Below are 17,815 nucleotides of genomic sequence, written 5' to 3' on the forward strand. Positions count from 1 at the left end.
TTAAATGCCGAGCCCGCGACGCGACTACAGCAGGCAAGCGGGCCGACAGAGTCACAGGCGACAACCGCCTGAGCCAGGCGTCATGTTTCCGAAGCGTGACAGCCCCGCGGCCCGAGGCCATGCGCAGAAGTTGCGCGTGAGGGGTGATTGCGCGCGAGGATTGCGCGCGGCGGACGGCTCATCGCGACGAGACGTCTCGCCACGATTCGAGCAGTCAGGTGGCCAGGCAGAAGCCGCGATGCTGGCTGCTCGCTCTTTGCCTCATGTCTCCGAGCGGAAGTTGCGGCCGAGGCTCGGGCCGGTGCCGGCGTAGTGGCGGAACACGTAGAGGAGCGGTTGCCAGCGAGCAACGTCGACATGGTGCGTGCCGGGCACGGTGACGTCCTCGTGCGCGTGGACGCGGGTGACGCGCACCTCCGCGATGCAGAAGGTGGCCTCGGGCTGCTCGGGCGTCGCGGAGGCGGGGCGCACGTCGAGCAGCACGGCCTCCAATTGCAGCGGGCACTCACCCACGCGCGGTGGCGCCACCGTGTCCGACGGCAGCGGCGTGAGGCCCGCACGCTCGAATTTGCGCGGCTCGTGGACGTAGCCCATCGCGCGCTTCGGCTCGGGCACGGGGTCTCGTCCCGTCGTGGGCGCCAGCCGCTCGACCTGGGGCCACAGCGACGCGTTGGGCAGATTCACCACGGCCTCACGCGTGCGCTCCAGGTTGGCGAGCCCCTGCCCCATCCGCCCCATCCCCAGCACCAGCCGATCATCCAGCGCCCATGCGGACGACAGCGGCGAGAGGTTGGGCGTGCCGTCGGCGTTCAGGGTGCTCAAGAGCGCCACGGGCGTTCCGAAGTAGAGAATGCGGGGAGCAATCACGCGGTGCTTCGGCAGCTCGTTCATGCCCCCTTCCCTACGGCTCCCGCGCGCGGAATGGTTCGGCGCGCGCCGAAACGTCAGCGCACCCGCGTCCTCCACGCTTCGTACGCCATGGCCCATCCACTCGACCTCGCTCGGATTGCCCACCTCATCGGCGAGCCCGCCCGCGCGGGCATGCTCTCGCGCCTCCTCGAAGGCCCCGCGCGCACCGCGGGCGAGCTGGCGCGCGAGGTGGGCCTGTCGCCGCAGACGGTGAGCGGCCACCTGGGCCAGCTGCTCGAAGGCGGACTCGTGCGCGTGGAGGCGCAGGGCCGTCACCGCTACTACCGGCTCGCCGGGCCGGACGTGGCGCGCGCGCTGGAGGCCCTCAGCCTCCTCGCGCCCACGCGCGCGGCGCCGGTGAAGGTGCCCTCACCGCTGCGCTTCGCGCGCACGTGCTACGACCACCTGGCGGGAAAGCTCGGTGTCGACCTCGCGGACGCGCTGGAGCGGCGCGGCTACCTGGAGGCCTCCGAGGAGACGTGGGCGCTCACCCCGTCGGGGGAGCACTTCTTCACGCAGCTCGGAGTGGACTCGCAGGCCCTGTCCCGAGGGCGCCGGGCCTTCGCGCGCCGCTGCCTGGACTGGAGCGAGCGCCGGGCCCACGTCGGTGGGGCCCTGGGCGCCGCATTGGCGGAGCGCCTCTTCGCGCTGCGCTGGATTGCGCGCCGCACGGAGGGCCGCGGGGTGCGGCTCACCGTGGAAGGCCGGCGCTGCTTCGACCGGGAGCTGGGACTGTCCTGGCCGTAAGGCGCGGCGAACCGTCAGCCGCGCGGCATGCCGGCGGCGCCGACGCGGGCCGCCTCGCGGCGCACCGTGGCCTGCTCGATTTCGAAGCGCGCGTCCTCGGCGGACAGGCCCTTCATGCGCTCCTGGGCCTCGGACATGCGGCGACGCGCGCCCTCCACGTCGATGCCCGCCACAGGCTCCGCGGCGTCGGCGAGCACGAGCACCTTGTCGTTGCCCACCTCCACGAAGCCGCCCGCGACGAAGTAGGACTCGCGCCGGCCCGCGTCGATGAGCGTGAGCGCCCCCGGCTCCATCAGCGACAGGAACGGGGTGTGGCCCGGGCGCACGCCGAACAGGCCCCGGCCACCGGGGACGATGGCCTCGTCGGCCTGGACCGACAGGATGCGCTTCTCGGGGGTGACAATCTCCACAGTCAGCTTGGCCATGAGGCTCCTCGCACTACCGCATCAGAACGTGAGCCGTTGGGTGGTTCCACCCACGGGCTCGAACTCCACCACCCCGGCGTCCGTCAGTCGGGGCCCCTTGCCGGGGATGCCGAGCGTGCCCTCCAGCCACTTGAAGTGGTGGGTGAGCTGGCGCACCTCGGTGAGCTGCTTCGTGGGGAGCAGCTCCGTCAGCCGCTTCTCCTGGAGCCGGTTGCCCTTGCTGTCGTACTGCGCCGCCACCACCACGTTCGCCCACGCGGGCGGGCCCTTCGGCTGCTTCTGCTTCTTCCCCTTCACCTTCGGCGGCGGAGGCGGTGGCTTGCCCTTCTCCACCAGCGGCCACAACACCCAGACGCGCTCGCCGTCATTGGAGACGAAGAAGAAGTCGTCCACCGTCCCCAGGCACTGCGGCACCTGCCAGACGGGACCGCTCTCCTTCGTCACCTCCAGCCGGCACTTCCCGGGCGCTTCCTCCACCAACGTCACGGTGAAGAGGCCGTTGGCGCTCACCCGGGCCCGTCCCTTGCGCTCCTCCGCCAGGGCGGGGAGCGCCAGGAGCATCAGGACCAGGGCAAGCGCGTGGCGACGCATGGTCACCTCGGGTGAGGCGGGATGGAACGGCTTGCTTTACGACGCCGCCAGCTTGCGGGCGTTCTCGACCACCTCGTCGATGGAGCCCGTCATGTAGAAGGCGCCCTCGGGGATGTCGTCGTGCTTGCCCTCGACGATTTCCTTGAAGCCCTGGATGGTGTCCTGGAGCTTCACGTAGCGGCCGTCCTTGCCCGTGAAGACCTTGGCCACGAAGAAGGGCTGCGACAGGAAGCGCTGAATCTTGCGGGCGCGGGCCACCACCAGCTTGTCGTCCTCGGAGAGCTCGTCCATGCCGAGGATGGCGATGATGTCCTGCAGCTCCTTGTACCGCTGGAGCACGCCCTGGACCTTGCGGGCCACCGCGTAGTGGTCCTGGCCGATGACGCCCGGGTCCAGGATGCGGCTGGTGGAGTCCAGCGGGTCCACGGCCGGGAAGATGGCGAGCTCGGCGATGGAGCGGTTGAGCACCGTCGTCGCGTCCAGGTGGGCGAACGCGGTGGCGGGCGCCGGGTCCGTCAGGTCGTCGGCGGGCACGTAGATGGCCTGCACGGACGTGATGGAGCCCTTCGTGGTGGAGGTGATGCGCTCCTGGAGGCCGCCCATCTCCGTGGACAGCGTGGGCTGGTAACCCACGGCGCTGGGGATGCGGCCCAGGAGGGCGGACACCTCGGAACCGGCCTGGGTGAAGCGGAAGATGTTGTCCACGAAGAGGAGCACGTCACGGCCCTCCACGTCGCGGAAGTACTCCGCCATGGTGAGCGCGGAGAGGGCCACGCGGGCGCGGGCGCCGGGCGGCTCGTTCATCTGGCCGTACACGAGAACGGCCTGCGAGGCCTCCAGGTTGTCCGTCTGGATGACCTTGGTCTCCTGCATCTCGTGGTACAGGTCGTTGCCCTCGCGGGTGCGCTCGCCCACGCCGGCGAACACGGAGAAGCCGCCGCGCTCCACCGCCACGTTGCGGATGAGCTCCTGCAGGAGCACCGTCTTGCCCACGCCGGCGCCGCCGAAGAGGCCAATCTTGCCGCCGCGGGTGTAGGGGGCGAGCAGGTCGATGACCTTGATGCCCGTCTCGAACATCTGCACGCGCACGTCCTGCTCCGTGAAGGGCGGGGGCGGGCGGTGGATGGACCAGTACTCCTGCGCCTTCACCGGGCCCATCTCGTCCACCGGGTCACCGGTGACGTTCAGGATGCGGCCCAGGGTGGCCTTGCCCACCGGCACCTGGATGGGAGCGCCCGTGTTCTTCACCGCCATGCCGCGGCCGAGGCCCTCGGTGGAGTCCATGGCGATGGTGCGGACGGTGTTCTCGCCCAGGTGCTGCGCCACCTCGAGGACGAGGTTGTCCGCCTCGGTGCTCAAGTTGGGGTTGGTGACCTTCAGGGCGGTGTAGACCTCGGGGAGCCCGCCGGGCGGGAACTCGACGTCGACCACGGGGCCGAGGACCTGGATGACCTTGCCTGCCGTCGGAACTTGAGCGCTCATGGAATTCGTCTGCCTCGCGGGGGGAGCGGCCTTCGCGCCGCGCCCTTCGAAAATTCGGCCCGGGTGGGAGGGCGGGCCCCCTTTACCGGGGGCCTCCCGTAGAATCAAGCCTCCCGGGCACTTATGGAGTAAGTCGGGCTTATTTGCCTCCCGGCAGGCCGCTTCCGGGGCGGCCGGGGGGTCTTTGCCTTGAAAAGCAAAGGGCCCGCCCGAATCAACGGGACGGGCCCTGGGAGCCGCTCGGGGAGGCTGGAAGACTACTTGAGGGCCTCGGCGCCGGAGACGATCTCCATGAGCTCTTTGGTGATGACCGCCTGGCGGGTGCGGTTGTAGGTGAGCGTCAGGCTGGCGATCATGTCCGACGCGTTGGAGGTGGCGTTCTCCATGGCGCTCATGCGGGCGCCGTGCTCGCTGGCCACGCTCTCCAGCAGGGCGCGGTAGAGCTTGATGTTGACGGCCTGGGGCACCAGCTTGTCGAGCACGGCCTGGCGGTCCGGCTCGTACTTGAAGTCCACCAGGGCGGTGGCGCCCTCGGTGGGGGCCTGCCCTTCCGCGCCGAGCGTCTGCAGCGGCAGCAGCTGCGACACGACGACCTTCTGGGCGATGGCGGAGACGAACTCGTTGTAGACGATGTGGACGGCGTCCACCTCGCCATTGAGGTAGCTGGCGACCAGCTCCTCGGCGACGTCCGCGGCGGCGCGGTAGCTCAGGCGCTGGTAGAGGCCACCGAAGTCCTTGCGGATGGCCTGGCCGCGGTTGCGGAAGTAGTCGTTGCCCTTGCGGCCCACCGTGGCGAGCTGGATGCGCTCCAGCGCGGTGTTCTCGTAGAGGAAGCGGTTGGCGCGGCGGATGACGTTGGAGTTGAAGCCGCCGGCGAGGCCGCGGTCCGACGTCAGGAGCACCAGCTCCACCTTCTTCACCGGGCGGGCCGCGAGCAGCGGATGGCTGAGGCTCTCGGCGCCGGAGCGCGCGGAGAGGTCCGCGATGATCTGGTCCAGCATCGTCGCGTAGGGCCGGGCCGCGAGGATGGCGTCCTGTGCCTTGCGGAGCTTGGCGGCGGACACCATCTTCATCGCCTTGGTGATCTGCCGAGTGTTCTTCACCGAGCGGATGCGCTTGCGGATGTCACGAAGGGACGCCATGGGACCGGGAAGCTCCTGTGGGACGTTCAGCCCGCGTCACCGTGTGGGCAGGGGACGGCGGCGGGGCCCCTATATAGGCGTACCGGGGGCCGGTCAACGGCGGCATGCCAGCCCGCGTAAGCGCTGCTTCCAGGAAGAGGCAGCCGGGCGGGCCCTATGAGAGGGCTCCCGGCGGTGGGTGGCCGACATACCTTGAGAAGGTGCCCACCCCCCGCGGAGTCCTCCATGCCAGCCGCCAGCGGTCCCCTGCTCATCGTCGAGGACGACGCGGACATCCGTGAGGCCCTCCAGGGGTACCTGGAGCTGCAGGGCTACACGGTGCGCGCGGCGAGCAACGGGAAGGAGGCGCTCGAATACCTGGAGACGCCGCCCCGGCCCGCGCTCATCCTGCTCGACATGGCCCTGCCGGTGATGGACGGCCACCGGGTGCTGACGGCGCGCAAGGCGAGCGAGGCGCTGGCGGAGGTGCCCGTCATCATCCTCTCCGCGGGCATGGCGGCGATGAACCCGCGCGACAGGGCGGTGTACGCGGCCAACTACGACGTGGCGGCGTTCCTGAAGAAGCCGGTGGAGCCCCGGCGGTTGCTGGAGGCCGTCGAGCGCCATGCGCTGAAGCCGGCTGGAGTGCAGGCGGGCACGTCGCCCTGATGCAACGGGGCTACACGGCCCTTTCCGGAGGCAGGCGGCCGGAACACAATGGACCCTCCAGTGGTGTTCTCGGGGTCCATGAAGCCAGGCGGCGCGAGCAGGTTGTGGGTGCGCAGGGGCCTCCTCGCCCTGGCCGTGTGCGGCCTGGGCGTGCTCGCCCTCTCGCACCTCGTGCGGGTGAGCTACGAGGACCGCATCGTGTCCCTCGCGACGGCCCCCGAGGCCCCGGTGGCGCTCGTCTTCGGCGCGGGGCTGGCGCCGGGCGCGGTGCCCTCTCCCGTGCTGGCGCAGCGGCTGGATGCGGCGATTGCGCTGTGGAAGCAGGGGAAGGTGCAGGCGGTGCTGGTCAGCGGCGACCAGGTGCAGCCCTTCCATCACGAGACGCGGGCCATGCGGCGATACCTGGTGGAGCGCGGGGTGCCCGAGGCGGCGGTGCAGGGAGACGAGGCGGGGCTGTCCACGTACGACAGTTGCCTGCGGGCCTACACGGTGTTCGGGGCGAAGCGGGCGCTCCTGGTGACGCAGCGTTTCCACCTGTCGCGGGCGCTGTTCATCGCCAACTCGGTGGGCATCGACGCGTGGGGCGTGGCGGCGGACGAGGGGCGCTCGACGCCCTGGCGGTACACGGTGCGCGAGACGCTGTCGCGCGTGCTGGCGCTGGCCATGGTGCTGCTGGAGGTGGAGCCCGTCTACCCCGCTGGCCGCGCGGCGCTCCCGGAGCGCTGAGGCCCGGGCGAGCGGAGGCAGGCAGGCGGGCGGCGAGAATTGCGGCGAACCCGGCCGGTTCTCATTGTTGACCCGAAGGCAGCCGACCCACCGCGCTTTCTCGAAGGAGAGGCCATGCGATTCAAGAAGCTCGGTTCGGAGGACGTGGGCGAGCAAAGCTCGCGGCGTCACATGAACCCGGACACCGGCGAGGAGGAGATCAACATCTCCGACCAGGACCTGGCGGCGACTCCACCGCTGGAAGAGGAGCCGGACTTCCGCGACATCCTACCGGACCAGATTCACGAGTTCCGCCGGGGCGACGAGGAAGAAGAAGGAGCCGAAGTGACGGCCCAGCCCGAGGACCGCATCCGCCCCATCCGGCGGGACCAGCTTCCCGAAGGGTAGACGCTGGGGCGGCGGAGCCGAGGCGGGTTGTGGGCTCGCGTTGGGCCCGCGCGCGAGAGGTCTTCCGTGCGCGAGCCGCGCGGAGCCTGCGCTCGGTGACGTGAGGTGGTGAGGCGAGGCCGAGCACCGTTGCGGTGCCCGGCCTGATGCTCTCTTCGAGGCGTGAAGTGGGCCGAGCACCGTTGCGGTGCCCGGCCCCAGAACCTTCTCCTACCGTCCGCGCCCCTTGGCAGCCTTCTTCGCCGGTGCCTTCTTGGCGACCGCCTTCTTCGCGGGGGCCTTCTTCACAACGGCTTTCTTCGCCGGTGCCTTCTTGGCAGCCGCCTTCTTCGCAACGGCCTTCTTGGCGGGGGCCTTCTTCGCAGCGGCCTTCTTCACAGCGGCCTTCGTTGCTCCCGGCGCCTTCTTCGCAGCGGCCTTCTTCGCAGCAACCAGAGCCGCCTTCTTCGCGGCCATGGGCTTTCCGGCGGAAGGCCCCACTGCTGCCTTCTTCGCGGCAGGAGCCGGGGCCGCCTTCTTCGCGGCCGTGGGCTTTCCGGCGGAAGGCTCCACTGCTGCCTTCTTCGCGGCAGGAGCCGGGGCCGCCTTCTTCGCGGCCGGACGCTCCGTGGGAGGAGGCTGCACCTCGGCGGTGGTGGACACGGGAGCCGCCTTCTTCGCCGCCGCCTTCTTCTTCGCGGCCGCAGGCTCCTTCACCTCCGGAGTCGCCGGCGCGGCAGCGGGCTCGGCCGGTGCTTCCGTCGCGGGAGCAGCTTCCACCTTGGGAGCCTTCTCGGCACGGGCCTTCTTCGCGGCCTTCTTCGGCGCGGGTGCCTCCGCCGCGGCGGCCTCCGTCGTCACGGCAGCCCCCGCTTCAGTCGCGGGCGCCTCCGCGACTGTCGCCTCGGCGGCCACGCTCGCGGCGCTGGGGAGCAGGACACCCGCCCCACCGATGGCCGGGGACCGGGACTCCGCGCGGGCCACGGGCTTCTCCTTCGCCTTGCCTGCGGCCCGCCCTTCACCCGACCCAATCGGGCGTACCGGCTTCTTGGGCTCCGCCTTGGGCTTCCTCGCGCCGAAGGGCCGCTCCTCGTCGCGCCTGCGCCGCGAGTCATCGTCGTACTCGTACGCGAGCTCGCGCACCTCGCCGGCTTCCTCCTCTTCCTCGACCTCGGCCGTCTCCAGTTCCTCCTCGGACTCCAGCTCCTCCTCGAGGGCTCCCTTCTCGACCCCGGCCTCCGCGCCCTCGGCTTCTTCGCCCTCCTCCATGCCGGACAGCGCGCCCTGGAGCACGGCGTTCATCGCGCGAGCGAACGTGCGCTCACCGAAGCTCTCCACCTCCGCGGGTGGCACGAGCACGTCGAGCATCTCCTTCAGCGAGCGATACAGCCGAAGCTCCTGCTTCTCGTTGTCCCACGTGCCGTAGACCCAGTCCTCGTCACTGAGCACGTCCATCCAGCCGGGCAGCGGCCCTCCGCCGTCCCCCTGCTCCACCATCGCGGACTTGCGCGCGGAGAACAGGTGGCGGTGCGCTCCCTTCAACCCGATGCGCCACACGCCCGCCGCGGGCAGCCCCACCAGCTTGAGCCGGGACTTCTCCAGGACACTGGGAGCCCCTTCCGGCCCATGAAGCTGGAACAGGTGCACCTCACCGCTGAGCTCCCCGCCATTGAAGGCCTCATAGAGGGCCCCCAGCTCCTCGGGGAATGGAATGCCGCACTCCGTCTCGGCCCGGCGGACCTCCTCCGCGGGGACACCAGGTGACGCTGCCCTTGCCGACTTCCGCAGTGCCTCCAACCACTCGTGCATGACCCCTCCACGACAACCAGTGTCACAACCTTACGGCGGGTGTGCCCTCCTGCGCAGTGCGGCTGTTGGCCTTTTGATGACACCTCGCCATGGGTGATCCAACCCGCACGGGCTGACATCGGCCCGCGCGCAAAGCGCATACAGAAAAAACCCCTCGCGCGTGGCCTCCCCATCCCTACCTCCCACGGAGGACGGCCCTGTCTTCACGCGCGATGTATCGCCGCCCCGGAGCTGGCTCGGAGCACGGCGGGAGGGGGCGGATGATCCACGGTGCCAGGAAACGAGGCCCCCTCCGCCCGGCCGCCCTGCCTCCAGACGGACCTGGAGGCAGGGACGGGCAATCTCGGGGGGCAGTGCATAGCCTCCGCCAGCCCTTCGAGGGCGCGGGGCGAGGTCCCCGCCCGGGGCATGCGCGCTGCACGGGGCGATGGCTCGGCCACGCGTGGAGGGAGCATGAGGCAGGGGACGGGTGGGTGGGTGGTGGGACTCGTGGGCCTGCTGGCGTGCGGCCCTGGCGCTCCGGTGGCCCCGAAGGGCGATGCTCCGGCTCAAGAAGAGATGCGCCCGGACCGTCCGGAGGAGGAGACCTCCGACGCGGGCCCGGGGACGCCGGAAGAGGACGCGGGGGCGACACAGGAGACACGCGACGCGGGGACGTCCGGCTCCGACGCGGGAACGGAAGGCTCATCCGTGGACGCGGGCGCTCCCGACGCGGGGCCGCCTCCGGTGCCTACGGCTGCGTATCCGCCGGTGCAGACCCTCGTGCCGACCTTCACGCTGCAGGTGGCACCGGCCGACCTCCAGAAGCTGGAGGCGGACCCGACGTCGAATGTGTCCGTCCCGTGCACGGTGACGCTCGATGGCGTGAAGGCCACGGGGCGCATGCGCTTCCGGGGCGCGAGCACGAGAGATTTGCCGCAGAAGAGCTACAAAATAGAGCTGGGCCCCGGGCAGGAGCTCGGAGACCGGGACCACTTCGAGCTGCTCGCGAGCTGGTTCGACGGCGGCAAGCTGACGGAGAAGTTCGCGGTTGACCTGTACGAGGCCCTGGGCCTGCCGGTACCGCGAGCCCACTTCGCGCGAGTCACCGTGAATGGCGAGCCGCAGGGGCTCTATCTGGACATGGAGCACGTGGGAAAGGACTGGCTGAAACACCACGGCCACGAGCGCGACGCGTCCATCTACCGCTGCGGACATCGCAACTGCGAGCTGACGCTCAAGTCCGGCCCGCACCAGAGCAACTTCGAGAAGAAGACGAACGAGACCACGGGCCGCGAGGACCTCACCGCGTTCCTCGCGTGGGTGAACCGGAGCGACGACGCGCGCTTCGAGGAGGAGCTGGAGCGCCGCGTGGACGTGGAGGCGTACCTGGGCAACCTGGCCGCGGACCTGCTCATCTCCAACAGCATCATCGAGGACTCGCGCAGCTTCTGGGTGCACTCGCTGCACGCGGACCGGTGGACGTACGTGCCGTGGGATTTGAACAACGCGCGGATGCTCTACTGGCGCACGTGGAGTCCGACGTCCGCGCCGGTGGTGGACCGGTGGCCGCAGCCCTTCACGCTGTATGACCCGGCGGTGCAGGAACTGTTCGAGACGCGCGTGACGACGCGGCCCGAGCAGCGGCCCACGTGGAGCGTGCTGGCCACGCGCGTGTGGGACCGGCCGGCGCTGCGGGCGCGGGTACTCGCGAAGCTGGAGGCGGCGCTGGACGGGCCGTTCTCCGAGGAGAAGGCCTTCGCCCATATCGACGCGCTGTGGAAGGTGGTGGAGCCGGAGCTGGGGAATGACGCGCACGCCTCCGCCGAGCACGTGAAGCGAGCACGGCAGTACCTCCGTGATTACGTGCGCGGCCGGCGCGCGTATCTGGCGAAGACGCTGGAGGCGCTGAAGGCCCACGGAAGCGGGCCGCTGGTCCTCCGCGAGGTGGCAACGGGCGCCGGGGGATATGTGGAGCTGTACAACCGAGGCGCGCGCGCATTGGAGCTGGGGCGCTACGAGGTGACGAATGACCTGCGGGCAACGGCGAGACACCGGCTGACGCAGGGGACGCTCGGGCCAGGACAGGCGGTGCGGCTGATGGCGAGCGGGGACACATCGAAGGGACCGCTGCACCTGCCCTTCACGCTGTCGCGCAACGGGGGCGAGGTGGGGGTGTTTGACCGGGAGCGGCGCTCGAAGGCGACAGGGAAGGCGGTGCTCTACGGACCGGAGGACGCGGTCTGGTTCGGACCGCTGCCTGCCGGGACGGTGTACGGGCGCAAGGGCGGCGGGGAGAGCGAGGACTTCGAGCGGCGCGCGCCGTGAGCAAGGTTGAAGGCGGAGGGGGAGACCGTTAGGCAGGAGGCCATGGCACATCCCGTGAGCTACGAGGGGACGGCGGAGAACTTCGACCAGCTGGTCATGGAGCCGAAGGGCGAGCTGGTGGTGGTGGACTTCTGGGGCGACGGCTGCCCGAACTGCGACATCTACGCGGCGGCGGAGCCCATGCTCCTGAAGGAGCTCGACGGGGCGCCGATGCGCGTGGTGAAGGTGAACGCGTACCAGCACGAGGAGCTGGCCCGGCGCTTCGGTCTCTTCGGGATTCCGACGTTCCTGCTGTTCCGTGACGGGAAGCTGCTCGGGAAGATGAGCCAGTACTACGGGAAGGAGTACTGGCTCGGCGTGGTGAGGGACCATCTGCCGAAGGCGTGAGCCTGTGCGCGTCGGCGCTCCGGACTACGCGCAATCGGTCCCCTCACGTTCGCGGAACTTCCACTGGCCACGCGCGTCCCGCTCGTAATGGTCGGTGGAGATGCAGCAGCACAGCAGCGCAATGCCGCCAGTGCCCTCGGGGGGCGGGACCGAGAGCGAGACACCGAGCCTGACGACGGCGCTATCTCCAGACAGGGAAATGGACTCGATGACGACGGAGTACACGGAAGATATCGGGGGTCATCCAGAATCCGCGTAAGCACGACCCGGACCAACGGGCCGACCTCACTCTGGGGTGGAGTGTCCGCGTGTGCCAATGAGGCGAACACGACGAGCGGGATGATGGTGCCCCACTGCCATGACCTGGTGGTATTCATTGAACCCTCTCCACAAGAGACAACGGATTCGGGTCTGGGTTCCGAAAACAGCAGGACATAGTTCAGGCGGAGCTCATGCGCGCAGCACGAGCACATTGCGGCCGGAAGGCGCCTGCGCCTGCTCGAAGCGCGTGCGCGAGTCCGCATCACCGGCATCCTTCCTCCGGTCGAAGATGACGAGCACGCCCGTGTCGAGGCTCAGCCGCTCCAGGTACTCGTCCAACTGGGCGAGCCCCTTGGACAGAGGGGCCTTCTCCCCGTCCCGCCACACCTTCAGCTCCATCGCCTGGCGCTGCCAGCGGCGCTGGCCACCTTCCGCGTAGGGCCAGCGCACCAACAGGTCGATGCGGCCCCGGCCCACACCGTACTCGCGGTCCACGAAGCCTCCGCCGTTGACCACCCGGTGGAGGAAGGCCATGAGCACGAGCTGCGGCGCGACCTCGTGGTACGAGAGTCCAGCGGTCAGCACCTCTCCGTGCTCCCGCCAGAAGGCGGCGAACTCGCGGAGCAGGCGGTCAAAGTCCAGCCGCCCATCCGGCAACACGAAGCTGCGTGGCTCCGCCTGCACCTGGAGCTCGGCGTCTCCCGCGAGCACGCGTGCAATCACCTCGCGGTAGATGGGATTCGCGATTCGCACCGGGTTGTCCCGCGCGAGCAACCCCAGGTCTCGCGCGTACTGTACGTCATCCTGGTAGCTGTCTCCCGAAGTCAGCGTGCCCGCGAGCACGGGCTCCAGCACCCGGCGGATGCGCGGCTCGTGGAGCCGCGCGACCAGTGAGTCCAGATGCGTGACACGCGCGTAGATGAGCCGCTCCTTCGCGGCCTCCACGTGGTCGGCGGTGATGGCTTCAGCGACCGGCACCTTCAGCTCCTCGATGACCTCCCTTGCAAGTGCGTTGACGAGCCAGGGCTGGCCAGCGGTCAGCTCGAAAGCGCGCGCAATCGCCTGCTCCTCGAAGACCTGACCGGTGTCCGTGGTGTGCTGTCGATACAGCTCCGCCACTTCCCCCGCGTCGAAGTCGCCCAGACGGAGTGAGGCGAGCTTGATGTTGAACGGACTCGCGGTGCCGAGCCGGTCCGCGTCGCCTCCACTCGCGGCCTTGTAGTCGCGCACGTCCCGCAGGCCACACAGGACAACAGACGCAGGGAAGGCATGCGGCCTGTTGGGAAAACCGCTCCGCAATTGGCGAAGCACGCTGATGAGGCTCTGACCTCGCAGGGCATCAATCTCATCGAGAAAGAGCACCAGCGGACGTGGGCAGACGCTCGCCCAGACGGACAGCGCCGTGCCCAACAGCAGGCTGTCGGGAGCGTCGGGGAACGACGGCGGCTGAAGCTCGGGAGGAAGGGAGAGTCCAGCGCTGAGCCGCAGGTTTGCCAGGATGGCCCGCTGGGCCTCACCGAAGTCGTCGCCCGCGGCCTCACCCACTTCACATGAAAAATAGAGCGCGGCGTAGCGGCCGGAAGCCGTCAACTGCTCCGCCAGGGCGCGAAGCGCCGTGGTCTTCCCCGTCTGCCGGGGCGCATGGACGATGAAGTAGCCGAGCTGCTCCACCAGCCCGGGCGCCTCGGGAAGCCGGCGCTCGGCGGGAATCATGTAGTGCCAGTCCGGGCGGCACGGGCCCGCGGTGTTGAAGCGGCGCGGCATGCACACAACCTGCACTGGAGAACAGGCCAGCGCAAGGGTCGCTCAGTCCCTGTGCTCTCGCGCCCGCGAACGATGGTGGAGGGTGCTCGCGCACGGCTTCCCGGCCATGCACCAGCTCCCTCCAGACGGCTCGCCCTGTTCCGGGTCTCCGCCAAACAGGCCTTCCACGCCCAGCCTGAGGCCGGCGGAGGCCCCCGTCGAAGAGCCGACGTGGCTGGTCATCGAGCTGGTGGACGACGACGGCAAGCCCGTCCCCCATGCGCGCTACGTGGTGACGCTGCCGGATGGCAGCACCCGCGAGGGCCCCCTCAACAAGAACGGCTACGCACGCGTGGACGGCGTGAATCCGGGGCAGTGCCAGGTGTCCTTTCCCCTCCTGGAAGGACGCAGCTGGAGCTGAGGCGGGGTCGGCCGACCTTCGACAGGGCTCGAGGAGAAAGAGATGTCCACTACCCACATCGTCAAGCAGGGCGAGTGCCTCCTGCTCATCTCGCGACGCTACGGCTTCGCGGACTTCAAGCGCATCTACGAGCATCCGGACAACGCGGAGCTGCGGAAGAAGCGCCCCAACCCCAACGTGCTCTACCCGGGAGACACCGTCATCATCCCGGACCTGGGCCCCGCGAAGACCCAGCCGAACATCTCCACGGGCAAGGCCCACCGCTTCACCGTCAAGGTGGCGGCGCGGTACCCGCGGCTCGCGCTGAAGGACGCGGAAGGAACACCGCTCGCCGGCGTGCCCTACCTGCTCAAGTTCGAGCAGGAGGTCATCGAAGGGAGCACGGACGACGAGGGCTTCCTCGAGGCGAAGGTTCCCTTCACCGCCAGCCAGGTGGAGCTGGAGTGCGAGGGCCTGTCCTGGGAGCTCGAACTGGGCTGCCTTCATCCCATGAAGGACACACCTGACGGGGGTGTCTGCGGCGCGGAGTCCCGGCTCATCAACCTGGGCTACGCGCTGGAGCCCACGGGGAAGATGACGCTGGAGCTGCGCAGCGCCATTCGCGCCTTCCAGCACCGAAGCGGCCTGGAGGTCACCGGCCGCCTGGACGTGGAGACCTTGCGGAAGCTCGAGGAGCTGCACGGGAGCTGATCCCGTCTTTGAAAGGTCCCGATGGCAGCCAAGGCAACGAAGACGAATGCGACCGCGAAGCACGCGGCCACGCAGGACAAGCCCAAGAAGAAGGCGGACGCGGCGACGGCGCCGGAGAACCGGGCCCACCATGCGACGCTGAGCGAGACGGCGTGCTCGGACTGCGCGGTGGGCCTGCTGAAGCAGTTCGCGAGCGAGAGCCTGCGGAGCCAGAAGAAGCACGACCCGGGCAACAAGCAATATCACCTGCAGGATGATGAGGAATTGGAGCTGCTGCGGACGAACCCGCTCACGCTCCAGCTCGTGGGCCTGCGCCGGGAGCGCTCGCTGTCCAACCGGTTCGACGACCTGCTCGTCGTGCTCTACGACCCGGCCCTGCTGAAGGAAGGAGAGAAGACCGTCGGAGACGAAGTGGCCGGCCCCGAAGGACTGGCCGAATCCCGGCGTGGATGTCTCGTGTCCGCAATGCAAGCACTGGCGGGTGGCCGCCCTACCCATCACCACAGAGCCCGGCTACGACGAGGATAAACCTTCCCTGAAGGACGACCAGGGCAACACGCTGCCCGACTTCGACAACCCCACCCTGCTCCCGAAAGACGTGGGAGCCATCGCTCCTGGCATCTACAACGGGTACTACCGGGTGGGTCTGCACAAGGGCGCGAGCAACCCGCCCACCTCCTACGCCGCGCTCCAGTTCGCCATGCCATCCATTCCCGCCCGGCGGCGGTTTCCCGTCTCCGACTTCCTGAACGCCGCACAGGCCGCGCACGACAGCGGCAGTGACGAGGCCTTCTGCGCGAAGTTCGCCAAGGAGGTCGAGGCGGAGCTCGGCAAGAAGCTGCCACAGAAGACGGCCAGGGAGAAAGCGGCCTTCGCGAAGGCGGTCGAGAAGGAGCTCGAAGCGCGGAACCTCGAGCACTACGAGCCCAGGATTGCCGAGCAGCGGAAGCAGCAGGCCCGGGCAATGCTCGACGCGTGGATCAATGGCTCCGAGAAGCTGAGGGTGACGCGGAAGATTGAGGCCGGCGTGAAGTACGTCCGGCTCGAGGACGCCACTGGCGCGGAGACGCAGAACTTCGAGGCGGAAGGCAATCAGGTGTTCCGCCTAGAGGTGGTGGAGGATGACGAGGCGCCCATGAAGGTGGGCTTCCAGTTCGTCTTCACGGCCCCACCGCCTCCGCCCCTTCTCACCGAGACCGCACCGGAGTCCGGGACCGCAGCCTCACCCACCGAGCCCGACCCGAAGGCCGTCGTGCCACCGCCCGCGCCCGACCCGCTGTTCGTGGCGGCGGTCGAGAAGCTCCTGGATGCGAGCCGTTCCTACAAGGACTTCGACAAAGAGGTACGAGATGCTTTCTTGGAGGTCTTCCCGAACAAGAAGTACGACAGCGACGAGAACTTCGCGCTCTTGAAGAGCTACGCGCGAGAAGAAGTGCTCGCTGGACTGCTCCCGGAGGAAACCGTCAAGAAGGCAGTCGAAGGTGCTCCCTTGGAACCGAAGGAAGCCAAGGCTTTTGAGAAGGAGTTGGAGAAGACATTCAAGAAGGCCATCGAGACGGGGCTGGAGAACCTGCAGACGAAGCTTACTGAGACCAAGGACGCGTGGGTGATGGAGCAGCGCACCGAGGAGCTCAAGAAGAGGCACGAGGCGTACTTGAAGGACGGACTCGAGCCCTGTGATTTCGGAGCGTGCGGCTTCAGGTTCAACTACATGCTGGCCGAGACGACCCGGGCCAATATGGAAGCCTTCGTGTCGAGGCTGGGTGGCCGGGACTGGAATGAACTCTTCCCCGAGGATGCACCTCCCCCACCCCCCAAGCCCAAGAAGCAGGCTCCCTCCCAAACAGCGGGGAAGAAAAGCAAGACTCCTTCCCCTTCGGCCGGCGCACCCAGGTAGCCCTGAACCTGGAGTCTCGCGAGAGATTCAATCGTCGGCAGTCTGTTCCCTGTACGGCATGTCAACTCCCACGACATGCCACCCATCCTCGATGAACTCCCACCGGACACGGAAGTTTGGGTATGCGTCCGGCCGCTTGGGAGGGCCAATGGGACCGAACACATAGCCCTTACCTCCGGGAGCCGGGGCAAGGCGGAACAACTCGCTCTGCAAGGTCGCACCAGGAACGGCCTTGTGAGCGAGATCGCGGCCATAGTGATTCCACCCTCGGACGTCCTGCATCTCGAACTCCTCCTCTGGCGAAGGCAGTGACCCGTTGTGGGGAACCCGAGGGTAGGTGCGCAGCCAGGCGGTTACTCCACTGGATTCAGGTGGCACGAGTTCGTATACGAGGAGCGGGCTGCTCATGAACCTCGTGAGGGTGGGCGCCAACTCACTGCCCATCCCGAGGAAGGTCTTGATGTACTGGTGCTCCGTGGGCCCGCGGAACACTGGGACGAAGCCGCCCAGGCACAAGTCCTGGTACCGGCTCCCAGGCCATACTGTCAGCACCGTCAGCCGCGCGGACTTCACGGTGAACTGGCGCGCATAATCCACATAGATGGCCCCGCCCGCCGGGAAGTCGCGAGGGAAGTCGAGCTCGTAGTCCAGCTTGCGTCCCTCGGCGAGCTTCAACTCCAGCTTCGCCTTCCTCGGTCGCGCATTGGCCTTGTAGAGCTTCGCCGACTTCGGGTTGCCCGGCGTCACCAGGAAGGCATGCACCGGCGTGTCCGGTGGGAAGCTCAGCTCCACCCACGCCCCGGCCCCGATGCCCTTCGCCCCTTCCGCCCAGATGGTGCCGAAGTCCTCGTCCAGCAGGTTCGCCAGCCCGTAGCGCCCGGGCTCCTTCGCATCCGCCAGCACCGAGGACGCCGTCACCGTCACGGGGATGCCATGCAGCGTCACCTCCACCCGCGTGGCATCCGATGGCCCCGCGTCGGGCATCTGGGACAGGACGGGTGCGGCCACAGCGGCCTGCCCACCATCCGCGCCTCCGGAGAAGCCCTGCCCACCATCAGGGCCCCCTGAGGAAACCTGAACAGCCGGAATCATCTGCCCGGCATCAGGCACGCCGGAGGGGCCTGGCCCTCCCGCATCCATGCGTCCCGCGTCGGCGGACTGGCCCCAGGCCCCCGGGCTCAGCAGGACGCAGCCCAGGAGGAGCCACGCATGGCCGCCCCACCCTCGGGGTCTTCCTCTCCCGCCGCCATCGAACATGCGCGCT

18 protein-coding genes are annotated in these 17,815 nt (G+C 68.8%); 10 read left to right on the forward strand and 8 right to left on the reverse strand.

What is annotated here, in order from left to right; translation table 11 throughout:
• Nucleotides 1–261 precede the first annotated feature (261 nt).
• Complete coding sequence (locus tag ACVTJA_RS48705; RefSeq protein WP_465831264.1) at nucleotides 262–891, reverse strand: flavin reductase family protein; 630 nt, start codon at nucleotides 889–891, stop codon at nucleotides 262–264.
• An 87-nt stretch (nucleotides 892–978) separates the two neighbouring features.
• On the opposite strand from ACVTJA_RS48705, the gene ACVTJA_RS48710 reads away from it, so the two are divergent.
• Entirely contained in the window at nucleotides 979–1,656 is a 678-nt protein-coding gene (locus tag ACVTJA_RS48710) for an ArsR/SmtB family transcription factor (protein ID WP_465831266.1), read from the forward strand.
• Between the two features lie 14 nt (nucleotides 1,657–1,670).
• On the opposite strand, the gene ACVTJA_RS48715 is transcribed toward ACVTJA_RS48710, so the two are convergent.
• The 4 genes from ACVTJA_RS48715 to atpG all read right to left on the reverse strand — a co-directional run bounded on the left by ACVTJA_RS48715 (nucleotide 1,671) and on the right by atpG (nucleotide 5,296).
• Nucleotides 1,671–2,081: a F0F1 ATP synthase subunit epsilon gene (locus ACVTJA_RS48715; RefSeq protein ID WP_465831268.1), complete on the reverse strand. Its 411-nt coding sequence runs from the start codon at nucleotides 2,079–2,081 to the stop codon at nucleotides 1,671–1,673.
• Between the two features lie 21 nt (nucleotides 2,082–2,102).
• The gene (locus ACVTJA_RS48720; RefSeq protein WP_465831270.1) at nucleotides 2,103–2,672 is read right to left on the reverse strand and encodes a hypothetical protein; all 570 of its coding nucleotides are present in this window, start codon (nucleotides 2,670–2,672) and stop codon (nucleotides 2,103–2,105) included.
• A 36-nt stretch (nucleotides 2,673–2,708) separates the two neighbouring features.
• A complete protein-coding gene (gene atpD, locus ACVTJA_RS48725; RefSeq protein ID WP_465831272.1) occupies nucleotides 2,709–4,154 on the reverse strand; it encodes a F0F1 ATP synthase subunit beta in 1,446 nt (481 codons plus the stop codon).
• 257 nt (nucleotides 4,155–4,411) lie between these two features.
• Entirely contained in the window at nucleotides 4,412–5,296 is an 885-nt protein-coding gene (gene atpG, locus ACVTJA_RS48730; RefSeq protein WP_465831273.1) for an ATP synthase F1 subunit gamma, read from the reverse strand.
• Between the two features lie 225 nt (nucleotides 5,297–5,521).
• Between atpG and ACVTJA_RS48735 the strand changes: the two genes are divergently transcribed.
• The 3 genes from ACVTJA_RS48735 to ACVTJA_RS48745 all read left to right on the forward strand — a co-directional run bounded on the left by ACVTJA_RS48735 (nucleotide 5,522) and on the right by ACVTJA_RS48745 (nucleotide 7,057).
• Nucleotides 5,522–5,944, forward strand: coding sequence for a response regulator (locus tag ACVTJA_RS48735; protein ID WP_465831275.1), 423 nt, complete (start codon nucleotides 5,522–5,524; stop codon nucleotides 5,942–5,944).
• Nucleotides 5,945–6,022: 78 nt separating this feature from the next.
• A complete protein-coding gene (locus ACVTJA_RS48740; RefSeq protein ID WP_465831277.1) occupies nucleotides 6,023–6,670 on the forward strand; it encodes a SanA/YdcF family protein in 648 nt (215 codons plus the stop codon).
• Between the two features lie 114 nt (nucleotides 6,671–6,784).
• Nucleotides 6,785–7,057 (forward strand): hypothetical protein, encoded by a 273-nt coding sequence (locus ACVTJA_RS48745; RefSeq protein ID WP_465831278.1) that lies wholly within the window; start codon nucleotides 6,785–6,787, stop codon nucleotides 7,055–7,057.
• 210 nt (nucleotides 7,058–7,267) lie between these two features.
• On the opposite strand, the gene ACVTJA_RS48750 is transcribed toward ACVTJA_RS48745, so the two are convergent.
• Nucleotides 7,268–8,845, reverse strand: a complete 1,578-nt coding sequence (locus ACVTJA_RS48750) for an SMI1/KNR4 family protein (protein WP_465831280.1) — start codon at nucleotides 8,843–8,845, stop codon at nucleotides 7,268–7,270.
• Nucleotides 8,846–9,298: 453 nt separating this feature from the next.
• On the opposite strand from ACVTJA_RS48750, the gene ACVTJA_RS48755 reads away from it, so the two are divergent.
• Both ACVTJA_RS48755 and ACVTJA_RS48760 read left to right on the forward strand, forming a co-directional pair.
• Nucleotides 9,299–11,152, forward strand: a complete 1,854-nt coding sequence (locus ACVTJA_RS48755) for a CotH kinase family protein (RefSeq protein WP_465831282.1) — start codon at nucleotides 9,299–9,301, stop codon at nucleotides 11,150–11,152.
• Nucleotides 11,153–11,194: 42 nt separating this feature from the next.
• The gene (locus ACVTJA_RS48760; RefSeq protein WP_465831284.1) at nucleotides 11,195–11,539 is read left to right on the forward strand and encodes a thioredoxin family protein; all 345 of its coding nucleotides are present in this window, start codon (nucleotides 11,195–11,197) and stop codon (nucleotides 11,537–11,539) included.
• Between the two features lie 450 nt (nucleotides 11,540–11,989).
• Here the strand turns inward: ACVTJA_RS48760 and ACVTJA_RS48765 are convergent, their stop codons facing one another.
• A complete protein-coding gene (locus tag ACVTJA_RS48765; protein WP_465831286.1) occupies nucleotides 11,990–13,564 on the reverse strand; it encodes a hypothetical protein in 1,575 nt (524 codons plus the stop codon).
• Between the two features lie 82 nt (nucleotides 13,565–13,646).
• On the opposite strand from ACVTJA_RS48765, the gene ACVTJA_RS48770 reads away from it, so the two are divergent.
• Genes ACVTJA_RS48770 through ACVTJA_RS48785 form a run of 4 tightly spaced genes read left to right on the forward strand, consistent with a single transcriptional unit; the run spans nucleotide 13,647 to nucleotide 16,551 of the window.
• On the forward strand, nucleotides 13,647–13,964 hold the full coding sequence (locus tag ACVTJA_RS48770; RefSeq protein WP_465831288.1) for a hypothetical protein: 318 nt from the start codon (nucleotides 13,647–13,649) through the stop codon (nucleotides 13,962–13,964).
• Between the two features lie 42 nt (nucleotides 13,965–14,006).
• On the forward strand, nucleotides 14,007–14,654 hold the full coding sequence (locus ACVTJA_RS48775) for a peptidoglycan-binding protein (protein ID WP_465831290.1): 648 nt from the start codon (nucleotides 14,007–14,009) through the stop codon (nucleotides 14,652–14,654).
• Between the two features lie 21 nt (nucleotides 14,655–14,675).
• Nucleotides 14,676–15,182, forward strand: a complete 507-nt coding sequence (locus ACVTJA_RS48780) for a hypothetical protein (RefSeq protein WP_465831292.1) — start codon at nucleotides 14,676–14,678, stop codon at nucleotides 15,180–15,182.
• Nucleotides 15,136–16,551 carry a hypothetical protein gene (locus ACVTJA_RS48785; RefSeq protein WP_465831293.1) on the forward strand — a complete coding sequence of 472 codons (1,416 nt, stop codon included), beginning with the start codon at nucleotides 15,136–15,138 and terminating at the stop codon, nucleotides 16,549–16,551. Before ACVTJA_RS48780 ends, ACVTJA_RS48785 begins: the two co-directional genes overlap by 47 nt.
• A 27-nt stretch (nucleotides 16,552–16,578) precedes the next feature.
• Here the strand turns inward: ACVTJA_RS48785 and ACVTJA_RS48790 are convergent, their stop codons facing one another.
• Nucleotides 16,579–17,559, reverse strand: coding sequence for an NADase-type glycan-binding domain-containing protein (locus ACVTJA_RS48790; protein ID WP_465831295.1), 981 nt, complete (start codon nucleotides 17,557–17,559; stop codon nucleotides 16,579–16,581).
• Between the last annotated feature and the right edge of the window lie 256 nt (nucleotides 17,560–17,815).

The sequence above is a fragment of the Pyxidicoccus sp. M6 genome (assembly GCF_055568925.1).